The 21,120-nt window shown below is 26.5% G+C and carries 22 protein-coding genes; 2 read left to right on the top strand and 20 right to left on the bottom strand.

What is annotated here, in order from left to right; translation table 11 throughout:
- Positions 1–9: 9 nt before the first annotated feature.
- Positions 10–195 (bottom strand): hypothetical protein, encoded by a 186-nt coding sequence (locus SFBMNL_RS02310; RefSeq protein WP_005806847.1) that lies wholly within the window; start codon positions 193–195, stop codon positions 10–12.
- Positions 196–351: 156 nt separating this feature from the next.
- Here SFBMNL_RS02310 and SFBMNL_RS02305 point away from each other — a divergent pair, with 156 nt between their 5' ends.
- A complete protein-coding gene (locus SFBMNL_RS02305; protein ID WP_042294358.1) occupies positions 352–1,953 on the top strand; it encodes a M28 family metallopeptidase in 1,602 nt (533 codons plus the stop codon).
- A 3-nt stretch (positions 1,954–1,956) separates the two neighbouring features.
- Here the strand turns inward: SFBMNL_RS02305 and SFBMNL_RS02300 are convergent, their stop codons facing one another.
- From SFBMNL_RS02300 to SFBMNL_RS02275, 6 genes are all read right to left on the bottom strand, one after another.
- Positions 1,957–2,469 carry a hypothetical protein gene (locus SFBMNL_RS02300; protein ID WP_005806851.1) on the bottom strand — a complete coding sequence of 171 codons (513 nt, stop codon included), beginning with the start codon at positions 2,467–2,469 and terminating at the stop codon, positions 1,957–1,959.
- A 98-nt stretch (positions 2,470–2,567) separates the two neighbouring features.
- Positions 2,568–3,251, bottom strand: a complete 684-nt coding sequence (locus SFBMNL_RS02295) for a hypothetical protein (RefSeq protein WP_042294356.1) — start codon at positions 3,249–3,251, stop codon at positions 2,568–2,570.
- Between the two features lie 117 nt (positions 3,252–3,368).
- The gene (gene selB / locus SFBMNL_RS02290) at positions 3,369–5,270 is read right to left on the bottom strand and encodes a selenocysteine-specific translation elongation factor (RefSeq protein WP_007441412.1); all 1,902 of its coding nucleotides are present in this window, start codon (positions 5,268–5,270) and stop codon (positions 3,369–3,371) included.
- A 4-nt stretch (positions 5,271–5,274) separates the two neighbouring features.
- Positions 5,275–6,663, bottom strand: a complete 1,389-nt coding sequence (gene selA / locus SFBMNL_RS02285; RefSeq protein ID WP_042294354.1) for an L-seryl-tRNA(Sec) selenium transferase — start codon at positions 6,661–6,663, stop codon at positions 5,275–5,277.
- 11 nt (positions 6,664–6,674) lie between these two features.
- Positions 6,675–7,706 (bottom strand): selenide, water dikinase SelD, encoded by a 1,032-nt coding sequence (gene selD / locus SFBMNL_RS02280; protein ID WP_005806860.1) that lies wholly within the window; start codon positions 7,704–7,706, stop codon positions 6,675–6,677.
- A gap of 59 nt (positions 7,707–7,765) precedes the next feature.
- Positions 7,766–8,434, bottom strand: coding sequence for a helix-hairpin-helix domain-containing protein (locus SFBMNL_RS02275; protein ID WP_042294353.1), 669 nt, complete (start codon positions 8,432–8,434; stop codon positions 7,766–7,768).
- Positions 8,435–8,598: 164 nt separating this feature from the next.
- Between SFBMNL_RS02275 and SFBMNL_RS02270 the strand changes: the two genes are divergently transcribed.
- Complete coding sequence (locus SFBMNL_RS02270; protein WP_042294351.1) at positions 8,599–9,468, top strand: D-alanyl-D-alanine carboxypeptidase family protein; 870 nt, start codon at positions 8,599–8,601, stop codon at positions 9,466–9,468.
- Positions 9,469–9,495: 27 nt separating this feature from the next.
- Here SFBMNL_RS02270 and SFBMNL_RS02265 read toward each other — a convergent pair whose 3' ends face one another.
- The 13 genes from SFBMNL_RS02265 to SFBMNL_RS02205 form a co-directional block, all read right to left on the bottom strand.
- The gene (locus tag SFBMNL_RS02265; RefSeq protein WP_042294348.1) at positions 9,496–10,386 is read right to left on the bottom strand and encodes an RluA family pseudouridine synthase; all 891 of its coding nucleotides are present in this window, start codon (positions 10,384–10,386) and stop codon (positions 9,496–9,498) included.
- Positions 10,387–10,400: 14 nt separating this feature from the next.
- Positions 10,401–10,973, bottom strand: a complete 573-nt coding sequence (yqeK, locus tag SFBMNL_RS02260; RefSeq protein ID WP_005806868.1) for a bis(5'-nucleosyl)-tetraphosphatase (symmetrical) YqeK — start codon at positions 10,971–10,973, stop codon at positions 10,401–10,403.
- 3 nt (positions 10,974–10,976) lie between these two features.
- Positions 10,977–11,585, bottom strand: a complete 609-nt coding sequence (gene nadD, locus SFBMNL_RS02255) for a nicotinate-nucleotide adenylyltransferase (RefSeq protein ID WP_005806870.1) — start codon at positions 11,583–11,585, stop codon at positions 10,977–10,979.
- A gap of 19 nt (positions 11,586–11,604) precedes the next feature.
- Entirely contained in the window at positions 11,605–12,897 is a 1,293-nt protein-coding gene (obgE, locus tag SFBMNL_RS02250; RefSeq protein WP_042294346.1) for a GTPase ObgE, read from the bottom strand.
- 87 nt (positions 12,898–12,984) lie between these two features.
- Complete coding sequence (rpmA, locus tag SFBMNL_RS02245; RefSeq protein WP_042294344.1) at positions 12,985–13,272, bottom strand: 50S ribosomal protein L27; 288 nt, start codon at positions 13,270–13,272, stop codon at positions 12,985–12,987.
- Positions 13,262–13,609, bottom strand: a complete 348-nt coding sequence (locus SFBMNL_RS02240) for a ribosomal-processing cysteine protease Prp (protein ID WP_005806875.1) — start codon at positions 13,607–13,609, stop codon at positions 13,262–13,264. The genes rpmA and SFBMNL_RS02240 overlap by 11 nt, the downstream gene beginning before the upstream one ends.
- Before the next feature lie 3 nt (positions 13,610–13,612).
- Complete coding sequence (gene rplU, locus SFBMNL_RS02235) at positions 13,613–13,924, bottom strand: 50S ribosomal protein L21 (RefSeq protein ID WP_005806876.1); 312 nt, start codon at positions 13,922–13,924, stop codon at positions 13,613–13,615.
- 627 nt (positions 13,925–14,551) lie between these two features.
- A complete protein-coding gene (locus tag SFBMNL_RS02230; protein ID WP_014017862.1) occupies positions 14,552–15,304 on the bottom strand; it encodes a peptidase in 753 nt (250 codons plus the stop codon).
- A 138-nt stretch (positions 15,305–15,442) separates the two neighbouring features.
- Positions 15,443–16,531 (bottom strand): rod shape-determining protein RodA, encoded by a 1,089-nt coding sequence (rodA, locus tag SFBMNL_RS02225; protein ID WP_242838775.1) that lies wholly within the window; start codon positions 16,529–16,531, stop codon positions 15,443–15,445.
- A 24-nt stretch (positions 16,532–16,555) separates the two neighbouring features.
- Positions 16,556–16,828 carry a cell division topological specificity factor MinE gene (minE, locus tag SFBMNL_RS02220; protein WP_005806882.1) on the bottom strand — a complete coding sequence of 91 codons (273 nt, stop codon included), beginning with the start codon at positions 16,826–16,828 and terminating at the stop codon, positions 16,556–16,558.
- A 17-nt stretch (positions 16,829–16,845) separates the two neighbouring features.
- Positions 16,846–17,637 (bottom strand): septum site-determining protein MinD, encoded by a 792-nt coding sequence (minD, locus tag SFBMNL_RS02215; protein WP_005806884.1) that lies wholly within the window; start codon positions 17,635–17,637, stop codon positions 16,846–16,848.
- Positions 17,638–17,715: 78 nt separating this feature from the next.
- Positions 17,716–18,354: a septum site-determining protein MinC gene (gene minC / locus SFBMNL_RS02210; protein WP_005806886.1), complete on the bottom strand. Its 639-nt coding sequence runs from the start codon at positions 18,352–18,354 to the stop codon at positions 17,716–17,718.
- A gap of 20 nt (positions 18,355–18,374) precedes the next feature.
- Positions 18,375–21,119, bottom strand: coding sequence for a penicillin-binding transpeptidase domain-containing protein (locus tag SFBMNL_RS02205; protein ID WP_042294341.1), 2,745 nt, complete (start codon positions 21,117–21,119; stop codon positions 18,375–18,377).
- Position 21,120: the final 1 nt, after the last annotated feature.

The raw sequence follows: 21,120 nt of genomic DNA, 5'->3' as shown, positions 1-21,120 counted from the left end.
CCCTCCAAATTATTTTTTACCTAAATTTCTTATCAAAACTATCAAATATAAAATCAAACCTGAAACTGATATAAATAATAAACCTTTATCCCAATTTAATAGGGAATAAACCATCAATATAAAATTTAATAATAAAAATGAACCATAAGCTATTAGTCTTCTTTTATTTTTCTTAAAAGTAAACTTTATAATCACTTAAAAAACTATCCTCTCAATTAAATAACTCCATGGTAACACAAACTAACATCATGGTAAATATAAAATTCAATAAATATTTACCACATAAAATAATTTTTTATAAAGAAAATACTAAAACTACAACTAACAGATAATTCTCAAGGAGATATTAAAATGAAAAAATTTAAAAATATTTTTAAATTCCTTAATACATTATTGCTTTTCATATTTATAACTTCAAATATTACAGTTATTAAAACATATCCTTATTCACAAAATACACTAATATTTGGGGAAGATGCTATAAAACACATTTCTTATTTATCTAAAACCCCACGTATAAGTGGAACAAAATCAATCTTAAATGCCCAAAAATACATTAAAAATGAATTTCAAAAATGTGGATATGAAGTTCAAGAACAAATATTTAATTGGCCTCTCATTAATTCAAAAAATATAACATCCAAAAATATTATCGCTTCTAAAAAAGGTTTAAATAATAATCAAATAATTATCGGAGCACATTACGACTCTACCTCATCAAATGGGGCAGATGATAATGCATCAGGTGTATCTGCTCTTTTAGAAATAGCTCAAAAATTAAATAAAATAACACTCCCTTATAACATAAAATTCATAGCCTTCGATGCAGAAGAACTAGGGCTATTTGGTTCTAGACATTATGTTAAAAATATGACCAATGATGAAAAATCAAATACCTTATTATACATAAATATTGATAGTATATTAACTGGAGATGACCTCTACATATACGGAAATAACGGAAACAAAGGATGGTTTAGAGACGAGGTTATTGAAATTTCAAAAAATGAAAACATAAATATAAAGACTAGTCCTAAATTAATATCCAATAACGATGATGAAATTTCAATTTTAGAAGGTGAATGTTACGATTACAGTGATCATGTATACTTTAGATACGAAGGCATACCCTTTGCGTATTTCGAATCTACAAGTTGGGATGATATAAATATGCATACTGGATATCCTAGATACAGAAATAAAGAATTTGGAATGATTATTCATTCATATAAAGATAATCTAAACTATATATTAAACAACATTGAGAAAAAATCATTAAATAACTTATCAAATTGTATATCACTCCTATATAAAACTATCTTAAATAGAAATAAACAATTAATTATAATAACTGATACAAATGATCAATCAAATCTTGAAAATATAAAATACGATCTCTATCATAACAATAAAATAATTAAAACTTTATCTCATAATGGATCAAACAAAATAGAGATATTCAATTTACCAAAAGGTAGATATAAATTAAAACAAGTTAATAATACAAATTTAAATTTAAAATGTCCTTTAGATAATAACTATTTTAATGTAAGTGATAATGGAACAATTCATTTATTTTATGAAGATGTTAAAAATACTGTAAAAACAAAAGATTATGATGGAATATTGATACAAATATATGGTGATACATTTGATGATCCAAAAACTTCTATAGATGAATTATACAAAGATTTTATCAAAATTAAAAAGCTATCACCAAAAGTTATCTACAACAAAGATTTTTCATTAGAAGAAATCAAATCAACAATCAAAGAATATAATAAAAATAATTTTCAAAATGATGATGAAATCATACCAACATTCATGAACATTCCAATTGAAAATAATTTTTTAAAAATAAATCATCGATTATTAGTCAAATTTTTAACATCAATACTAATAACAATATTTTGCTCAAACATCTATAAAACACAAAAAAGCAAGTTTTTATAAATGTCAACTTGCTTTTTTAAATTCAATAAATACTCTATCTGAAAATAATCCTAAAGTATTTATCTTATCCATTAATTCTTCTGCACACTTTATTACATCATCAGAATAAGTCCAATCAAACACTATAACCTTATTTTTACTCAATAAAGATGTAATAATCATACTCTTTAATTTATCCATATAAGTCAAAAAATGAAATTGACGATTAATCATTTTAAAATCTAAAATATTGCAATACATATCAAAAATTGAATTATTACAAGAATCCATATCCAAATCAATATTTAATATATCATAAATATTTTCCGTTATATTTAGATATGGTTTCATATTAAATCCACTTATTATATAAATAGAGTTCTTATTAAAATACTCCAAAATAAATTTAAATAATCTGTCTTTTACAACATAATCATAAAACAAAATACTATTATGAAATCCAGCAGTAAAACCAATTTCTCTTAGCAAATAATCTTCTAAGAAGTCATCATCAAAAGCCTCTATAACTTTTATCATTCGTATTCCTTTCGTAAATCATACATGTAAACAATTTGTTATTTATAATTTAATTTATTTTAATTGATTTTACAAGTTTATAAATAATATTTAATAATTTATTTAAATCCTACTGTTTCTAAAAAATACCTGTCAAAATAATTCAGTGGTTCAGTATAAAATTTATCAGCTGTTGTTTTATACTTAGACCTATATGTATCCAAAGATCTAAATGTAATTAACGGTTCAATCTTACCAATATAATCAGGCATTGCTACAGTTCCAATTAGAAATGGTTTATCTTTATCAGCATATATAACACTAAATCCTAAAACCCCTTCATAATTATTTACATCTGTATTCCTATATTCATAACATATGAGCTTTCTCTTTTCTCGCGTACTCATATTCTCTATCCTATTCCTTAAATTTTGAATTTCTGTCATTATGTGATTTTTCCTATGAAATATGTACTCACTAGAGAATGCTTGCGTATTATTTTCAATCTTCTCTATTTCTCCTTCCAAAAAAGATATCTTAGTATTAATTTGATCGTAAAATTCATCAAAACTTTTCTCAAAATTTTTGTTTAATATACCCTTTACTCTGCTTTCATATACCAAACTATCTAAAAAATATTTGGGAGAACTTTCATATAAATCAAATAAATCCTCATTATAATTTAAAACCATTATGTCACTTTTTTCTACAGATGATTGATTTTTGCAAGCTTTACTAGAGCTTATAAAACTTATACTATTTAAAAATATCGCTATACCTAAAAAAACATTAGTAAATGTCAACCTATATCCCCTCCCTATAATATATCGAAATTATTTTCTCCATTTAAAACTTAAAAATTCATATAATAATATTTATCTTAAAATAAAAAAAGATGATACAAACTAATGCACCATCTATCAAAACAAAACCCTAATATTATCTTTCCTTACAGTTATCTTTAATTGATCTAAATGTTCAAGAAAAAAAACAGAATATTTCCTGTTAGAATTTAAAAGTTCTTTTGCCAAATTAAGGTCAATAAACCCATTTTTTGCTATAAAATTAATTATCCTATCTCTTGCAGATATAAAATCTTCCCTTAAAACATACATCTCTGAATTAACTTTGTATAAAACTCCAATTTCCTCTAAATAATAATGTACCTCCATAAAATCCTTACAATCAAACTTATTCTCTAAATCCTTAATCTTAGGTGGTACAAACTTAGACTCCTTATATTCATTAATAATTCCATCAATCATTTTATTTATGTCATTTGATAACTCTATTTTAAAATCACTCAATGAAATATATTTTGATGTAGACTTTATATATCCCATATCTTCAAAATAATTAAGTATAAGCATATAAATTTTAGGCTTAAATTCTTTTAAATTCAATTTACCTCTTAATTCTTCTTTTAAAAAACCAATTCTGAATTTATTTTTAGAATGATATTCAGTAAGTATATTTTTAATTTCTAAATAAATCTTATCTAAATTATTTTTATGAATAAAATATCTATTATTCCCATCGTGAAAATCAATCAATATACCATTACTAACCAAGATATCAAATTTATCTAAGATTTCATCTTCTAATAATAAATAATTTTTACAAATATATTTAATATCAATTATATAATTCTTATCATTTTCAATTAATAATGCTAAGTATTCTTCGTTTAGCTCCTTCTCTTTTATTTTAACTTCTTCTAAATATTTTACGTTATTATCTTTAATCCTTTTAGCTAATGGATTTATAATGTACCCCCCACCAATTGTTAATACAGGAGAATACATTCTAACCACATATCTATCATCCTTTAAACATAAAATAGGTTTCTCTAAATGAATTTGAACATAAGCCTCAGAATTTTTCCCAATATTTTCTTTATCTAAAATATGTATTCTACCCATTACTTCACTAGTTCCATGGAGAAAACGTACTCTCTGGCCATTTAATATATCTTTACTTAAATTTTTAACTGAATAAAACCTACAATCTATCATATAGCTTAAAGCTAATGAAGCATTTGTTGATACAACATCTCCTCTTTTTATTTCCTTCTTAACATTAGATAAATTTATTGCACACCTCTGACCTGAGAATGCCTCTTTTTTATTTTCCTCATAAACTTGAATATTACGAACCTTACACTCAATACCAGATGGATATATAAATATACTCTCATTTAAACTAATTTTACCAGACATTATAGTTCCTGTTACAATAGTTCCAAAACCACTCAAACTAAAACACCTATCAATAGGCATCCTAAATATACCATCAGAACTCTTATAATCATCATAATCAATTAATCTTTCTATTTCATTAACAAGTTCATCATATCCATCTCTAGTTTTAGATGAAAACCCCACAACAACAGAATTTTCTAAAAAAGTACCTTTTAATTCATTTTTTATTTCACTTTTTATAAACTCATACCACTCATCATCAACTAAATCTCTTTTAGTTAGGACAATTATTCCCTTATCAATATTAAGAAAACTTAAAATATCTATATGTTCTCTAGTTTGAGGCTTTATACTATCATCGCAAGCAATAACTAAGAGAACTATATCAATTCCAACTGAACCTGCTATCATATTTTTAATAAACTTTTCATGTCCAGGAACATCTATAACTCCTACCCTAATTTTACATGGCAAATCAAAAAAAGCAAATCCCAAATTTATAGATATTCCTCTTCTTTTCTCTTCTTCTAATGAATCAGTATCAATATTAGTTAAACATTTTATAAGCGAGGTCTTCCCATGATCAATATGTCCCGCTGTACCTAATATAATATTTTTCAATCTTCTAACACTCCAATTTAATAAATGCTCTATAAATTTCATCAAATTCACATTTTTCTATAGTTCGAACATCTAACTTAACAAAATTATCTTCAATTCTTACTATAATAGGAATGGTATTGTTTCTTAACCTTCTTTCAATTTCATATACAGACATATTATCATGTTTAATTAATAAAACATACGTTCCTATTTTCTCTCTTGGCATAGATCCTCCACCTATAATAGAAAATCCCTTATCAACTTTTATATTAAAACCTTTTATTTTATTAAGTCTCTCAAGTAACTCAAGAGCATTTTTTTTTAAAAATCCTAATTCATATGTAATCATCTTAAGAGTGGGTATATTCTTAATCGCGAACTTTTCATCTAAATAACATCTAAAAGTTGATTCCAAAGAAGCAAGAATAAACTTATCAACTCTCAAAGCTCTCAACAAATGATTCTTCTTTATTTTATCAATCAAATGTTTCTTACCAACAATAATTCCTGCTTGTGGTCCACCCAGCATTTTATCACCACTAAAAGTTACAATATCAGCGCCATCCATCAGAGATGTCTGAACTAAATTACCTTCAAATCTAATGCCATATTTAGACAAATCTATTATAGAACCGCTACCAATATCTTCAATTATTATTTTTCTATACTTCTCCTTAAGTTCACTTAAATCTTTAATACTAACTTTTTTCGTGAAACCTCCAATATAATAATTAGAAGTATGCACTTTAAGAAAAGCACTAGTATTATCGTTTATCTCATTCTCATAATCAAATAAATGAGTTCTATTAGTACACCCTACTTCTTTCAATATAGCTCCACTAAACTTCATAACATCAGGAATTCTAAAAGATCCTCCAATCTCAACAAGTTCTCCCCTTGAAACAATTACCTCTGTATTCCTACACAAAGTATCTAATACAATCATTATAGCTGCTGCATTATTATTTACAACAAGAGCTGACTCACAACCAATAACTCTGCATATAATTCCCTCAACATGAGAATATCTATTACCCCTTGATCCTTGTTCTAAATCATACTCCAAATTTGAATAATTTTCTGCAACCTCAATCATATGCCTAATGCCATCTTCACATATTTTACTTCTTCCAAGATTTGTATGTACTATTACACCGGTTGCATTAATAACTTTCCTAATGCTATATCTCAATTCCTTACGTAATTCATCATTAAATATATGTGATATTATTTGAAAACTTATATCAAAAACTTTTCCATCCCTAATCATCTCTCGGTATGTATTTAAAATATTTCTTAATATATTCAATACAACTTCCCTCGGATATAACTCAAGTGCCTCTTTAACATTATCCAAACTCAATAATTCATCAACCTTAGGAATCTTCTTATATAAATTTTTCAATAACATATCATTCCTTTTTATTCTACATATAAAAATTTATCTTCAAGTTTTCTAACCTCGCCAATCACTTTGTAAAAAACGTGTCTACTCTCCAAATTTTTCTTAAACCTTTCCAAATCATCTTCTTCAACAGAAAACAATAATCCTCCAGACGTTTGTGGTTCAAATAATATATCCTCGACCCACTCTTCACATTTGCAATAAACATTATTGGATAGGTATTTTTTATTAGAATACGTACCTTCTGGAATAAATCCATTTCTTAAGTATTCAATAGAACTTTCAATCACTGGAATACTTTTTTTATCCAAATGTAATGAAACTTTAGAACCATATGCCATCTCATATCCATGACCTAAAAGTGAAAATCCTGTTATATCTGTACAAGCATTTATTTTTATACCAATGGAAGCCTCATACGCATATTTATTTAAAGTAGTCATTGAAGCAACAGCATCATTATAAGCATCGTCAGAACAAATCTCTCCTTTTATCGCCGTAATAATCGTCCCAACACCAAGCCTTTTAGTTAGAACAAGCTTATCTCCAATCTTCGCTCCATAATTTTTATAAACACTATCAGGACAAACTTTACCAATAACAGAAAGTCCAAATTTAGGTTCATTATCTTGAATTGAATGACCTCCAGTAACGATAGCCCCAGCCTCTTTTACCTTATCTGCACTACCTTTTAAAATATCACATAAAACCTCAATAGGAAGACATTTAGGAAAACCAACAATATTTAGGCAAAGTACAGGTATTCCTCCCATAGCATAAACATCACTTAAAGAATTTGCAGCAGCAATTTGTCCAAAAACATATGGATCATCAACTATTGGAGTAAAAAAATCTAAGGTAGATATAATTCCTAAATCATCCCCGAACTTATATACAGCCGCATCATCATTATTTTCGAATCCAACAATTAAATTTTTATCATTAAAAACTGGTAATTTATCTAAAATATTCGAAAGAACCTCCGGCTCTATCTTAGCTCCTCACCCAGAAGTTTGACTAAGGTGTGTAAGTTTATATTTGCTATACATCCTAAACATCCCTCCTCCAAAATCTAATAAACTAAATTATAACATCTTTAAATATTATTTTAAACTGTTATTTTATCTCTAAATTTTTCAAAAGTCTTACTCCCAATACGAGATACATTCTTTATATCATCAATAGATTCAAATACTCCATTCTCTTCCCTATACTCTATAATAGAATCTGCTAAAACATCGCCAATTCCATTTAAAGTCTTAAGCTCTTCCTTTGATGCAGTATTAATATTGATAAGAAATGAATTATTATCACTCCCACTATGCCTATAAGATGTCTCGTTAAATCGACTATCTACAAAATCTTGCTTATCTAAAACCCCCACATCATCTATAGAACGTACAATAATACATTCTCCATTTTTAATTTCACGTGCCTGATTAATATCATCAAGACTACCTTTATCTGTAATACCTCCTGCCATCAAAATCAAATCATAAACAATACTCCCCTCTTCCATCTTGTACACATTCGGATTCAGAACTTCACCTTTAACCTCAACAAAAATAGTCTTCTTAATGTTATCCTCCTCTGATAAATAAAAATTATTTTCAATGATTTCATCTTGATTTTTATCATCATGAATAAATTCATTTAAAGAAACAACTTCATTGTAACTATTTTTAGCTGATTTATTGTAAATAAAAAATACCGATAAAAATACAATTCCAACTATACCCATAGATACAACTTTAACCAAATTATCTTTTTTAAACATGATGTCCCCCAACAAAATATTTTTTAATATTAATTCCATTTTTAAATATTATTTAAACAAAAAACACTCAACTTTTTACAAAATATATCCTTATATTAATTAATAATTTAAATACAAGTTGTAAATAATAAAGAATGCTTTTAGTTTTTGTTCTGGAGGATTAAATGAGAACCTTACATAAGTTACATAAGTTAATTTTTATATACATATTGATAAATTTTATATCACTACCAATAAGAGCAAAATGTTTAACAGATCCAAATTTGATAATAAATAGTAAATCTGCAATACTGATGACACATCAAACATCTAGCATAATATACGAAAAGAACGCGTATGATAAGTTCTACCCAGCATCAACAACAAAAATTTTAACAGCAATAGTAGTTTTAGAAACACTTGATTTAAATGAAAGAGTCGAGGTTTCTAAAAAAGCTTCGAGTATCAACGGCACTAAAGTTGGACTTTGCCAAGGTGGATTATATACAGTTGAGGATTTACTATATGGATTACTATTAAATTCAGGAAATGATTGTGCAATAGCACTAGCCGAACATACATGTGGATCTGAAGAAAATTTCTCAAAACTAATGAATAAAAAAGCCAAAACTATAGGTGCATACTATTCAAACTTCGTAAATGCAAGTGGTTTACATAACGATAAACATTATACATGTGCATATGATTTAAGTAAAATTTTATCTTACGCTATCAAAAACAAAAAATTTATAGAAATATCAACATCAAAATCACATGATATACTTGGAACAAATGGAGATTCCTTTAACATATATAATCAAAATCAATTGATCTTAAAAAACGGAAAATATTATTATGAACACGCATTATTAGGAAAAACAGGGTTCACGACACCTGCTCAATATACATTTGCTGCATCTGCAAGGAATAATAATGTGGATTTAATAGCTGTAGCACTAAAAGCTTCAAGCAAGGATGAATATCTTCAAGATATAATCAATCTATTTAACTATGGTTTTAGTAAAATCAAAAAGATAAGTATCTCATCAAAATAAAAAACCAAAATAATCTAATCATTAAGATTATTTTGGTTTTTTTATATAATCCATCATATCACTTGGAATATCAACTTTAAACTCCATGATATCATTAGTATATGGATGAGGAAATTTAATTTTATATGCATGCAACAAATATCTAGATACACTTGAAACACAACTCCCATACATTTTATCTCCTACAATTGGATTGCCAAGATAACTCATATGTACACGTATTTGATGGGTCCTACCTGTCTCTATCTTAACTCTTACTAAATCACAACTATCAAATCTTTTCACAACTTCATATATAGTTCTAGCAAATTTACCATAACTATCATGCACAGTCCTTTTTACAGAATCTTCAGAAGGTCTAAAAATATTTTTCTCAATGATTCCCCTAGTATCTTTCATATTATCTTGAACAATAGCTATATACTCTTTATAAAAAATATTATCAATCATACAATTAGATAAAAACATATGGGAATATTGATTCTTCGCTATAACTAAAAGACCTGTTGTATTCATATCTAATCTATTTACAGGTCTTACAATTGAATCAATATTATTAGTTTTAAAATAATACATTATACCATTAGATAAAGATACATCATGACTTTTACTAGGATATACAACCAAATCTTTAGGTTTATTTACAATCAAAATAAAACTATCCTCATACACAATTTCAAAATCCACCTGAATTGGAACAATACTTTGAGTTTCATTCTTTCTATGTATCTTTATTTTTATCTTATCACCTTTTTTTAAATAATAATTAAGCTTAACACTTAAATTATTTACAAAAATTCTTTTCTCAATAGCAGACTGCTTAATAAACCTGGAGCTCAATTTCTTATCATATTTCAAATAATCTCTAATCTTTAAACCATCTACTTCATCTAAAATCTCATATTCTAAAAAATCCAATTCATACTATCCTTTCACAAATTTTTCAAAATAAAATTCCTCGCTTTTATAGTATTCTCATGAATAAATCTTCCTTTTTCTAAAAGCTCTACAATTATAGAATTATAAGCAAATAACATAGATTTATCTAAATCCAAATCAATCAAAGCAGCATCCCTAGATTTATAAACTCTTTCAAAATTTCTCCCCATCTCAAAAAAATCTGCAAGAAATACAATTTTATCAATAATAGACATATCTTCTGCACCTGTAACATGATTTTTAATAGCATTTAATATTTGTATATCATCTACATTAAATTTATCTCTTGCAATTACCATAGATGCAACGCCATGAAAGATATGTATATTCTTCAATTCATATTCATTTAATTCATATCCTTCATTAAGTGTCATATTTAAAATCGTATCTTCAGGTAAATTCTTTCCTACATCATGAAAATAACAAGCAATTTTAACTTTTTCCTCATCACAATAAGATAACTTATTACATAAAATCATACCCATATCCACAACTCTTAGAGTATGCTCATATCTAAAATTATTAAGATTTTCTTTTATATACCTATCAACAGCTAAAAAATCCATAATTCACTCCAAATACAATCTCTCTGAGATAATATAATCATAAACATCATTTGGAACAAGTCCAAAAATATTCTCATTTTTAATAATCTTTTCTCTAATCTCAGTTGAAGATAAATTAATTATTTCTCCTAAAAATATCTTTATATGTGCATTGTAAACATCCTCATAATATTTCTTAAGATTTAATACATCATTTAGATGACTATCTAATCTTAAATAAACCACAATAACTGCACTTTTAAATATTCTATCGATTCCCTTCCAACTTTCAAAATTAATTAGATTATCTGAACCAATTATAAAAAATAATTCATTATATCCAAAATGATTTTTCAAATATTCCAAACTTTCATAAGTATAAGATATTGAGTCTTTTTTTAGTTCATAATACTCAATATCAAAATACACATAATCTTTGATAGCTTTTCTCAACATTTCTAACCTAACATGATCACTTAAAAGTTCTATGTAATTCTTATGAGGAGGTATTTTATTCAATAAAAATAAAACCTTCTCTAATTTAAATTCATTATATATTTTATTAGCTATATTAATATGTCCATTATGAATAGGATTAAATGTCCCACCCAAAACTCCTATCTTCAATTTCAAACACCTCGAATAAAAATTTCTATCCTATAAATTCAAATTCGAAATCATTCAATCTAACAAGGTCACCTTCCTGTACTCCCATCAATTTGAGTTCATCAATAACGCCCTTATTAGTCAAAACTTTATGAAAATATCTAAGCGAACTAAAATTATAAATATTCACAGAATTAAGTAATCTATCAACAAAACTTCCAGTAATTAAATAATATTCATCCCCAAATTCATTGACTTCTTTTGAAATAGTATAACTAAATCTTTTAGGTTCAAAAACATACACTTCATCTTCTTCAAAGTTCAAAATAGGCTTTGGTGTCTTATCAACCAATTTTTTTACATTCCTAAGTAACTCCAATAATCCATTTCCAGTAACCGCCGATATTTCAAATACATCACTATACCCGAGAGATTTAATAACATTCTTAACATTCTGAATCTTTTCTCTTCCATCATATAACATATCACCTTTATTCAAAACAACAATTTGAGGTCTATTCATCAAATCATAATTATACTCAGCAAGTTCATTATTAATTAATTTAAAATCATCTATGGGATCTCTTCCTTCGATCCCCGAAATATCTAATATATGTACAAGTACTCTAGTTCTTTCAATATGCCTTAAAAACTCAAGTCCAAGACCAATACCCTTCGATGCTCCCTCAATTATTCCTGGAATATCTGCAATAACAAATCCACTTATACCTTTATAATCAACAACCCCCAAATTCGGATGTAATGTTGTAAAATGATAATTAGCAATTTTAGGTTTTGCATTACTAACTTTTGATATCAAAGTAGATTTTCCAACATTTGGCATCCCAATTAATCCTACATCTGCGATAAGTCTAAGCTCCAAAGTTAAGTTCATTTCATCATGAGGCATACCAGGCTCAGCAAAATCTGGTGCTTGCCTAGTAGGTGTACAAAATTTACAATTTCCCTTACCACCTTTGCCACCTTTTAGTAAAACAAACCTACTATTTTCACCAGATAAATCTTTTATAACTTTACCACTTTCAGAATGTATTAAAATTGTCCCTTCAGGTACTTTTATAATAACATCTTTTCCATCTTTACCATAACACTTTGAAGTTCCTCCATCCCCCCCATCTTCTGCTAAAAATTTACTATTATACCTAAAATCAATTAGAGTATTAATATTGTGATCAACTTCAAATATGATATCCCCTCCTTTTCCACCATCACCACCATCAGGTCCACCTAAAGGTACATACTTCTCCCTCCTAAAAGAAACACAACCATCTCCACCTTTTCCTGATTTAACATAAATCTTAGCTACATCTATAAACATAATCTTTAACTTCCTTCAAAATAATTTTAATTAAAAAATTAGGATGATTAACATTAATTAATCACCCTTTAAACAAATAATCCAAATTTAGACAGTAACTTCAACCGGATAAACACTAGCTCTTTTTCTACCCCTACCAAATGTTTCAAATTTTACAACACCATCAACTTTTGCAAATAAAGTATGATCTTTACCTAACCCTACATTCAAACCTGGATGTATTTTAGTTCCCCTTTGCCTCATTAATATATTACCAGCTAAAACGAATTGACCATCGGACCTTTTAACTCCCAATCTCTTTGAATGACTTTCTCTACCGTTTTTAGAACTACCTACACCTTTTTTAGATGCAAATAACTGGATATCAAACCTCATCTCCATTGTCCTCCTTCATCTCTATTTTAATATAATTCCTATACTCATTAACTAGTTCTCTTAATGTGTACTTAAAAGTATTCAACAATATTTGCGCTTTTTCAATATCACTTTCTTTATAATCAGATATATTAACATAAACTAATGGTTTTTTTTTATCAACACAATAACAAAAATTATCACATATAACCTTATTCAACCCAATTATAACACTTTGTGTAATTGATGAAACTGCAGCACAAACAATATCTCTTCCTGATATATCATAACCAGAATGACCATAGACCTTAAACCCAAAGAGTTTATCTTTTTTATGTATCAATTCTACTTTAATCACTAATTAACACTCAATCTTACTAATAGTAATCTTAGTATACGGCTGCCTATGTCCATTCTTTCTTCTGTAATCTTTTTTAGGCTTATACTTAAAAACAATTATTTTCTTACCTTTAACATGCGCAACAACATCAAATTTAACCTTAGCACCTTTTAAAAACGGGCTACCTAATTTAATGTTATTTTTATCAAATATAGCTAAAACTTTATCAAATTCACTAGATGAATCAATATCCAAATCTAGCTTTTCAACATACACAGTATCTCCTTCTTTAACTCTATACTGCTTTCCACCTGTTTCTACAATGGCATGCATCACTATAATCCTCCTCAATAAACTAAGACTCGCCTCATTAGGTAACACAACTTTTAAAAACCCAATCAAGTGCGGATACCTTTCCTATTATATCATATTTTTTATATTCTGCAATCTACCTTATCTGTTTTTAGCTGAATAATTGAACATTAATAACAAAAATTAAATAAAATTTACAGTAAAGTAATATAAAAATAACAAGTAGTTTGAAAAATTTATTGATAATACACTCCTAGCTTATGTAACACGATATTTTATAAATTATCACTATAAAGTCCTATATATTAGAAAAAAACTACAAATTTAAATAATTAAAATAAATTTAAAACCTAAAATAACTTTATTTATAATAAATATATTATTTTCAAATAAAAACAACACACACTATACACACCGATTTTTATATAAGTATATATCAATTATAAATTACATAAAATTAACAATAAATAACTTATTATTCAAACTCAAATCAATATATCGCCAGAATTTTAAAAATAGTAAATTATACAAAATAAATCTTATTTATCTAAAAAATAAAAAAGTGGTATCGCACTTACTTAATACCACTACTAAATTATTAATCATAAATAGCTTAAATATTCCAATATATACCTAATATTATATAAATCATTTATATAAATCTAAAAAATTTATATTCCCATATATCCTATAATATCTAAATATATCTTTTATAAATAAAACATCAATAATTTCAAATTCCGTACTAACAATATAAAATACACTTATATCATAATCCATATATAATTTAATAGTATCAAACAATGTCCTTATACTCCCTAGTTGCACTGATATTATGGTTGACTTACACTTACAACTATTTCCCAAATTATAAATAATATTGTTGAATTTATTAAAACGTATAAACTCATTGAATGTATTAATAAATATAAAAATGGATAAAATTAAATAATTTATACTTATTTCCATTAAGCCATTAAAAATTAAACCATAAATTAATATAACACTACCTATTAAAAAACTAAAACAAATACTAATATAATTCACTATTTTACAGTCAATAAATCTAATCAATATATTTCTTAATATACTCGATCCATCTAATGGAAATGCTGGTAATAAATTAATAAATCCAATAACAAAATTCGCCATTATAAAATCTCTAAATATATCTATTCCAAATAATATTTGTATTAAATTTAATACTAAGCCTAAAATTATATTAGATAAACTACCTATAAAATAAAGTACAAGCAACTTATTATTTGATATATTACAATCATCTAAATTTATACTGAATCCCAATATAATATATTTTAATTTAAAAGTATAAATACTACTTAGTTTTAAAAATAACAAATGGGTTATCTCATGTACAAATATTGCTATCAATGATAGCAATAAATATTTATAACCTCCTATGATAAAAAAACTATATAAAATAACTAAAATTATCTTTAATATTTTAAAATAACTCATAAAAATACCTAAAATATATTATTATTTTATATAAATATATTTTAAGTATATTATATATTACTAATCTATAAAAACTATACTTTGTTTTCTCATATTAATATTCAAAACTATAGCTATTCCTATCATATTACTCAATATAGAACTTCCTCCATAACTCACAAAAGGTAAATTAATACCCGTCACCGGTATCAACCCTATAGTCATACCTATATTTTGAAATACAGAATATAAAATATAAAAAACCATACCTATACAGAACAACTCACCAAACTTATCTTTAGCCGTTCGTGCTATTTTCAATACTCTCATTATTATAATTATATATACAACTAATAACAAAACTGATCCTAAAAACCCCCAATATTCTCCTATAATAGAAAATATAAAATCATTTTGTGGTTCAGGTACAAACTGTGAAACATAACTGCTATTACCATTTCTACCCATAAAACCGCCTATACCTATACCTATCTTTGATTGAGAAACCTGTAATCCATTTCCCATAGAATCCAATGCAGGATTTAAAAAAGATACAATCCTATTTTTCCAATACTCAGGTAATAAATTGGTATCCCATACTAATAAAATAGAAAATATACTTAAAAGTGAACCAGCAAAAAATATCTTTATATTTATACCAGCTATAAATAATATACCTATGCTCATTACAAAGCAAACTATAGTCATACCCATATCAGGTTGTATAACAATAGCAATTAATGGTAATAAAATATAAAACGCTAATTTATATATAGATTTTTTATCATTTATTTTATTACTCCCCTCATCTATAACCTTTGAAATCATTAATATTAGCGAAATTTTCATAAATTCTGCTGGTTGTAATGTAAAATTACCTATTTGTATCCATGCATTCGCTCCATTAATTTCTTTACTGAATAATTTAGTAAATATCAATAATGCTATATTTAAAAAATAAATAATAGGAATAAACTTTTTAAAATATGAATAATCTATAAATAATATTATGTATAATGTAATACAAGATATCAATACAAATAGCAACTGCTTTCTAGCTGAATTAAAATTAGTAGCATAAAATATATTTATTACTCCATATAAACACAAAATTACAACACTAATTAAAAGAATAAAATCAATTTTTCTAAGTTGACGAAACTTAAACAAAACATGTTTCAATAAAATTCACCTTTACTTACTATTTATATTATCTCTATATAAAGGAATTTTAGCTACCAATTCAGAATAACTATATCCTGCATTATCATGTGAACTATTTGTTAAATCAAATGTAACTTTATTAGTATCAATATTAATATATTTTGAAATTATTGTTAATATCTCACTCCTAATTATATTCAAAACATAAGGCGTTATCCCTTCTCTATCATTTATTATTATAACTTTTAACCTATCCCGAGCGATATCTTTTGATAAAGGTCTATTATGAAGTAATCTAATCATTATGTCGCCCCCAATTATTATTTCTTGAATATATTAACTAACGATCTTAATATATTGTTCCCTTCTACCAAATTCATAAATGGAATCTCTTCTCCCATCAATCTCCGTGCAATATTTATATAAGCATTTCCAGCTTTAGATTTATTTGATAATACCACTGGTTCACCTTTATTAGTAGATATAGTTATATTTTTATCATCTGGAACAACTCCTAACAATTTTATAGATAGCGTATCCATTATATCCTCTACATCCAGCATATCACCTTTTTTAGTCATAGAATAATTTAACTTATTAATTATTAATTGATGTCTATCTAATCCTTTTGCATCTAATTTCCCTATGACTCTATCCGCATCTCTCACAGATGTTATTTCAGGATTAACTACAACTATAGCTCTATCAGCACCTATAACAGCATTCTCAAATCCTTGTTCAATCCCTGCTGGACAATCTATTAAAACATAATCAAAATCTTGTTTTAACTCATTAACTAATTTCTGCATTTGTTTGGTTGTTATATCATTCTTATCCCTAGTTTGTGCTGTAGGAAGTAAATATAAACTATTAAATCTTTTATCTTTTATAATAGCCTGTTTAAGTTTACATTTACCTTCAACTACATCTAGTAACGTGTATACAATTCTATTTTCTAATCCCATCAATACATCTAAATTTCGCAATCCTGTATCCCCATCAACAACTACTACACTTTTATCAAAAGAAGCAAGTGCTGTTCCAATATTTGCAGTTGTTGTTGTTTTGCCTACACCACCTTTTCCTGATGTTATAACTATTGATTCGCTCATAACATACCTCCCACTAACTATATCATTATAATATTAATATTTAATCAATATACTATAAATTGTATATGGAAATTTTTGCTAGTATACATATTTATTTATACTATATGGTTCTACCTCAATACAACCATTTTTTAATTTAGCTACCTCAGGATATCTTGGATTATCTCCATCTGGAGATGTAGAAACAATATCACTTATCTGTAAAATTTCTGGAGATAATTTAAATGCTGCAATTATAGTTTTATCATTACCTTTAAATCCAGCATGAACTCTACCCTTTAATTCTCCTAAAATTACTATGTTCCCTGTAGATATAACCTCAGCTCCACTATTTACATCACCTATAACAACTATATTCCCATTAAAAAATATTTTTTGTCCACTCCTAACTGTCTTATATATAAACTTTGTTTTACCTTCGTCTATACCATTAAAATAAGTACTATTTTCTATGTAATAGCTATTCTTATCCTCTAAAATAAATTCTTTTACCTTTAGATCTCTCTCAAAAAATCCTCTAATATCTTTAAGAATATCATTATCAATTTTATTAAAATCTATAATCAATTTTATAGAAGATTCACGAAAAAACCTTAAATTTCCTTTCATCTTATCTATCAATTCAACAGCTAACTTATCATATGTATATTTTTCATCATCAAATATTATTTCTAAGCCTTCTCTAACACCCTTAATTTTAACTCCGTTGCTATCCATAATAACTTCCCCTCCAAAAATTAATCCATTAAAGTATATGCATAAGGAAACATTGGAATATATTCAGGATAATTTTTTTGTAATTCATCCTTAAAATATGCCTCAAATATTGCTCTAGCTACATAAGAACTAAAATATCCATGACCACCATCATATATAACTACACATACAGCTATCTTTGGATCATCTATAGGTGCAAATCCAACAAATACACCATATGCCGCTCTACCAACTCTTTCTTGCATTCCATTTTCTTTAAATGTTGCTGTACCTGTTTTGCCACCTGTTTCAATAGGAAAATAATGAGCATTAGTAAATACACTTGCAGTGCTACCATTCCTAGTAACTCTTCTCATGCCTTCTATTACAGCATCCACATTTTCAGATTTTAAAATAACTTTATCTAATATTTCAGGTTTATATTCTTTAACTATATTATTATCTATATCTACTATCTTATCTACTAAATTTAATTTATATCTTATACCCCCATTGACAAGAGTTGCAATATAATTTGCAAGCTGTATAGGCGTAAATAAACTTATACCTTGACCTATAGATGCATTTATAACATTCCCTGGAGTATAAATTTCAGTTCTTAATGAATATATTGTATATTCTGTTATCGCATTTGTCATATTTTCAATATCATTATTTGTATACTCAGTATCAAACTCTTCATTGTAATAATTAACTATATCAGAAAATAACATGTTTAAATTTGAATTTAAATAATCAGTTTTTTCTTTCAATATTCCTTTATCCACGTCTAATGGCAAATCTTCATCTAATATTTTCTTTACGAAGTCTTTAATTTCCTTCTTTAATTTCGATAATTTTTCACTATCTGTGGTCTTTTTAGATATATCTATTGGATTAAATATATATCTGCCAAACTCCCCCTTATTTAAAATATCTATTATATTATATGTAGATAAAGCTATTACATTTGATTTCATACTTTGTAAATTAAATACTTGCCCTGTGGTTTCTATCAATTCTATACCTGTTGTAGAAATATAATTTGTTGTATTGGGTGGTCTACCTAATCCAAATTGCCATGCCCATTTAGCCAATATATCTAATCCTTCTTTATTAGAAAATCCTTCCCTATTATACAGTCTATATGCAACTTGATAAAAGTAGTGATTATTTGATGATCTTAACGCATCTCTAACATCAATGTCTCCAAGTGTATAATTAACAAGATTTGTCCATTTATTATTATAAGCTTCAAATACTAAATTATCTTTTATAGTTTCATTAGGTCCAATAACCCCTTCCTCAAGTGCAGCTATTGCTGTCAAAGGCTTAAATGTCGATCCTGGAGGTATTAAACCTTGGGTCGCATAGTTAAAAAACACCTTTGGATATACATCATTTGGATCTTCTCTTAAACTATTAGGATCATTAATATCTGATAATGGAAATAATTCATCTACATCTATATTTAAATTTCTACTTTCTATATATTCTTCTCCAAATTCTTTAAGATCAGTAGCAAAATATTGTTTTCTTATATCTGGAGTCATATTTTCATCACTAACAAACACATTAGGATCATAATTAGGTAATGATACTAATGATAATATATCTCCATTATTAACATCAATAACAACAGCGGCACCACGAGTTGCATTACTTGTATCAAGCCCTGTTCCATGTCCATTACCTGTATTCTGTAATCCAGTCATTACATCATTCAATGCCCGTTCAGTTACTTTCTGTAACTTCTTGTCTATAGTTAAATAAATATTATCTCCAGGTATTGGGTCAATTTGCATAATATCTTCCTTCTTAGTACCATTATTATCAACCTTTATAATATTACTTCCATGTTTTCCTCTTAAATTAGATTCAAATATAGCCTCTATACCAGACTTTCCAATTGTATCATATGAGGTATTATAACCATCTTTCTGATATTTTTCTTTTTGATTATCATCTATTGCACCTATATAACCTATAATATTAGATGCAAACTCTCCTTCAGGATAATATCTTATAGATCTAGGTGAAACTGTTATACCTTTTAACATAATCTCCTTTTGCATTATTTCAAAAGCAGTTTCCTTGTCCAAATCAATTGCCAATATTATAGGATTAAAGCCAGAAAAACTATTCATTTTAATACTATCTCTTATAAAAACATAATCTCTTATACGCTTAGGTGTAAATTTTTTAATTAATTCATCATATATTTCCTTTCCAGTACTATTTTTCATTTCAGATGAACTATCCAATAGCTTATATAAATCGTACTCCTCTATTAAATCATAAAACATATCTTCGGCTTTTATATTTATAATACTATCTTCCAATTCTCTTTTTTGATTGTCTGTTAAATCTTTAATAGAAGAAAAATATTTCTTCTTCAATTTATCATAATAACCTCTATCATTTTTAAATCTAAGCTCTTTGGCTCTTATCTCAGACTCAGAGGTCACTGCAAATTCAAATCTAAATGGATCAACCTTTATTTCAAAATTATTATATAAATCTTCACCATTTTTATCCAATATATCAAGAACCTCTGTAATTACTTCAAAAAAGCTATCACTATTATTAATTCCTGAATATTCTAGTATGTAACTTTCTACATTAGTAGCGAGAACCTCTCCATTCTTATCTAATATTTCACCTCTAGATGCCCTTATAGATACTTGCCTTTGAGAATAATATGTTGATAATTTTAAGTTGTCCTCAAATCCTATAATTTGAAGATTAAATAATCTAATTATTATAATAAAAAAAAGTACAAACATA

It is taken from the genome of Candidatus Arthromitus sp. SFB-mouse-NL (assembly GCF_000709435.1).
Lineage (GTDB): Bacteria > Bacillota > Clostridia > Clostridiales > Clostridiaceae > Dwaynesavagella.
Note: the sequence above shows the minus strand (reverse complement) of the source record. Positions and strands in the feature narration are given on the sequence as shown.

Coding starts and splice junctions, on each gene's coding strand:
- SFBMNL_RS02305 (WP_042294358.1), top strand. CDS start 352: ATGAAAAAATTTAAAAATATTTTTAAATTCCTTAATACATTATTGCTT.
- SFBMNL_RS02300 (WP_005806851.1), bottom strand. CDS start 2,469: ATGATAAAAGTTATAGAGGCTTTTGATGATGACTTCTTAGAAGATTAT.
- selA (WP_042294354.1), bottom strand. CDS start 6,663: ATGTTATTGAAAAATTTATATAAGAAGATTCCTAAGGTTGATGAATTA.
- SFBMNL_RS02275 (WP_042294353.1), bottom strand. CDS start 8,434: ATGTTTAAAAAAGATAATTTGGTTAAAGTTGTATCTATGGGTATAGTT.
- SFBMNL_RS02270 (WP_042294351.1), top strand. CDS start 8,599: ATGAGAACCTTACATAAGTTACATAAGTTAATTTTTATATACATATTG.
- yqeK (WP_005806868.1), bottom strand. CDS start 10,973: ATGGATTTTTTAGCTGTTGATAGGTATATAAAAGAAAATCTTAATAAT.
- obgE (WP_042294346.1), bottom strand. CDS start 12,897: ATGTTTATAGATGTAGCTAAGATTTATGTTAAATCAGGAAAAGGTGGA.
- rpmA (WP_042294344.1), bottom strand. CDS start 13,272: ATGAGGTTTGATATCCAGTTATTTGCATCTAAAAAAGGTGTAGGTAGT.
- rplU (WP_005806876.1), bottom strand. CDS start 13,924: ATGCATGCCATTGTAGAAACAGGTGGAAAGCAGTATAGAGTTAAAGAA.
- minE (WP_005806882.1), bottom strand. CDS start 16,828: ATGATTAGATTACTTCATAATAGACCTTTATCAAAAGATATCGCTCGG.
- minD (WP_005806884.1), bottom strand. CDS start 17,637: ATGAGCGAATCAATAGTTATAACATCAGGAAAAGGTGGTGTAGGCAAA.
- minC (WP_005806886.1), bottom strand. CDS start 18,354: ATGGATAGCAACGGAGTTAAAATTAAGGGTGTTAGAGAAGGCTTAGAA.
- SFBMNL_RS02205 (WP_042294341.1), bottom strand. CDS start 21,119: ATGTTTGTACTTTTTTTTATTATAATAATTAGATTATTTAATCTTCAA.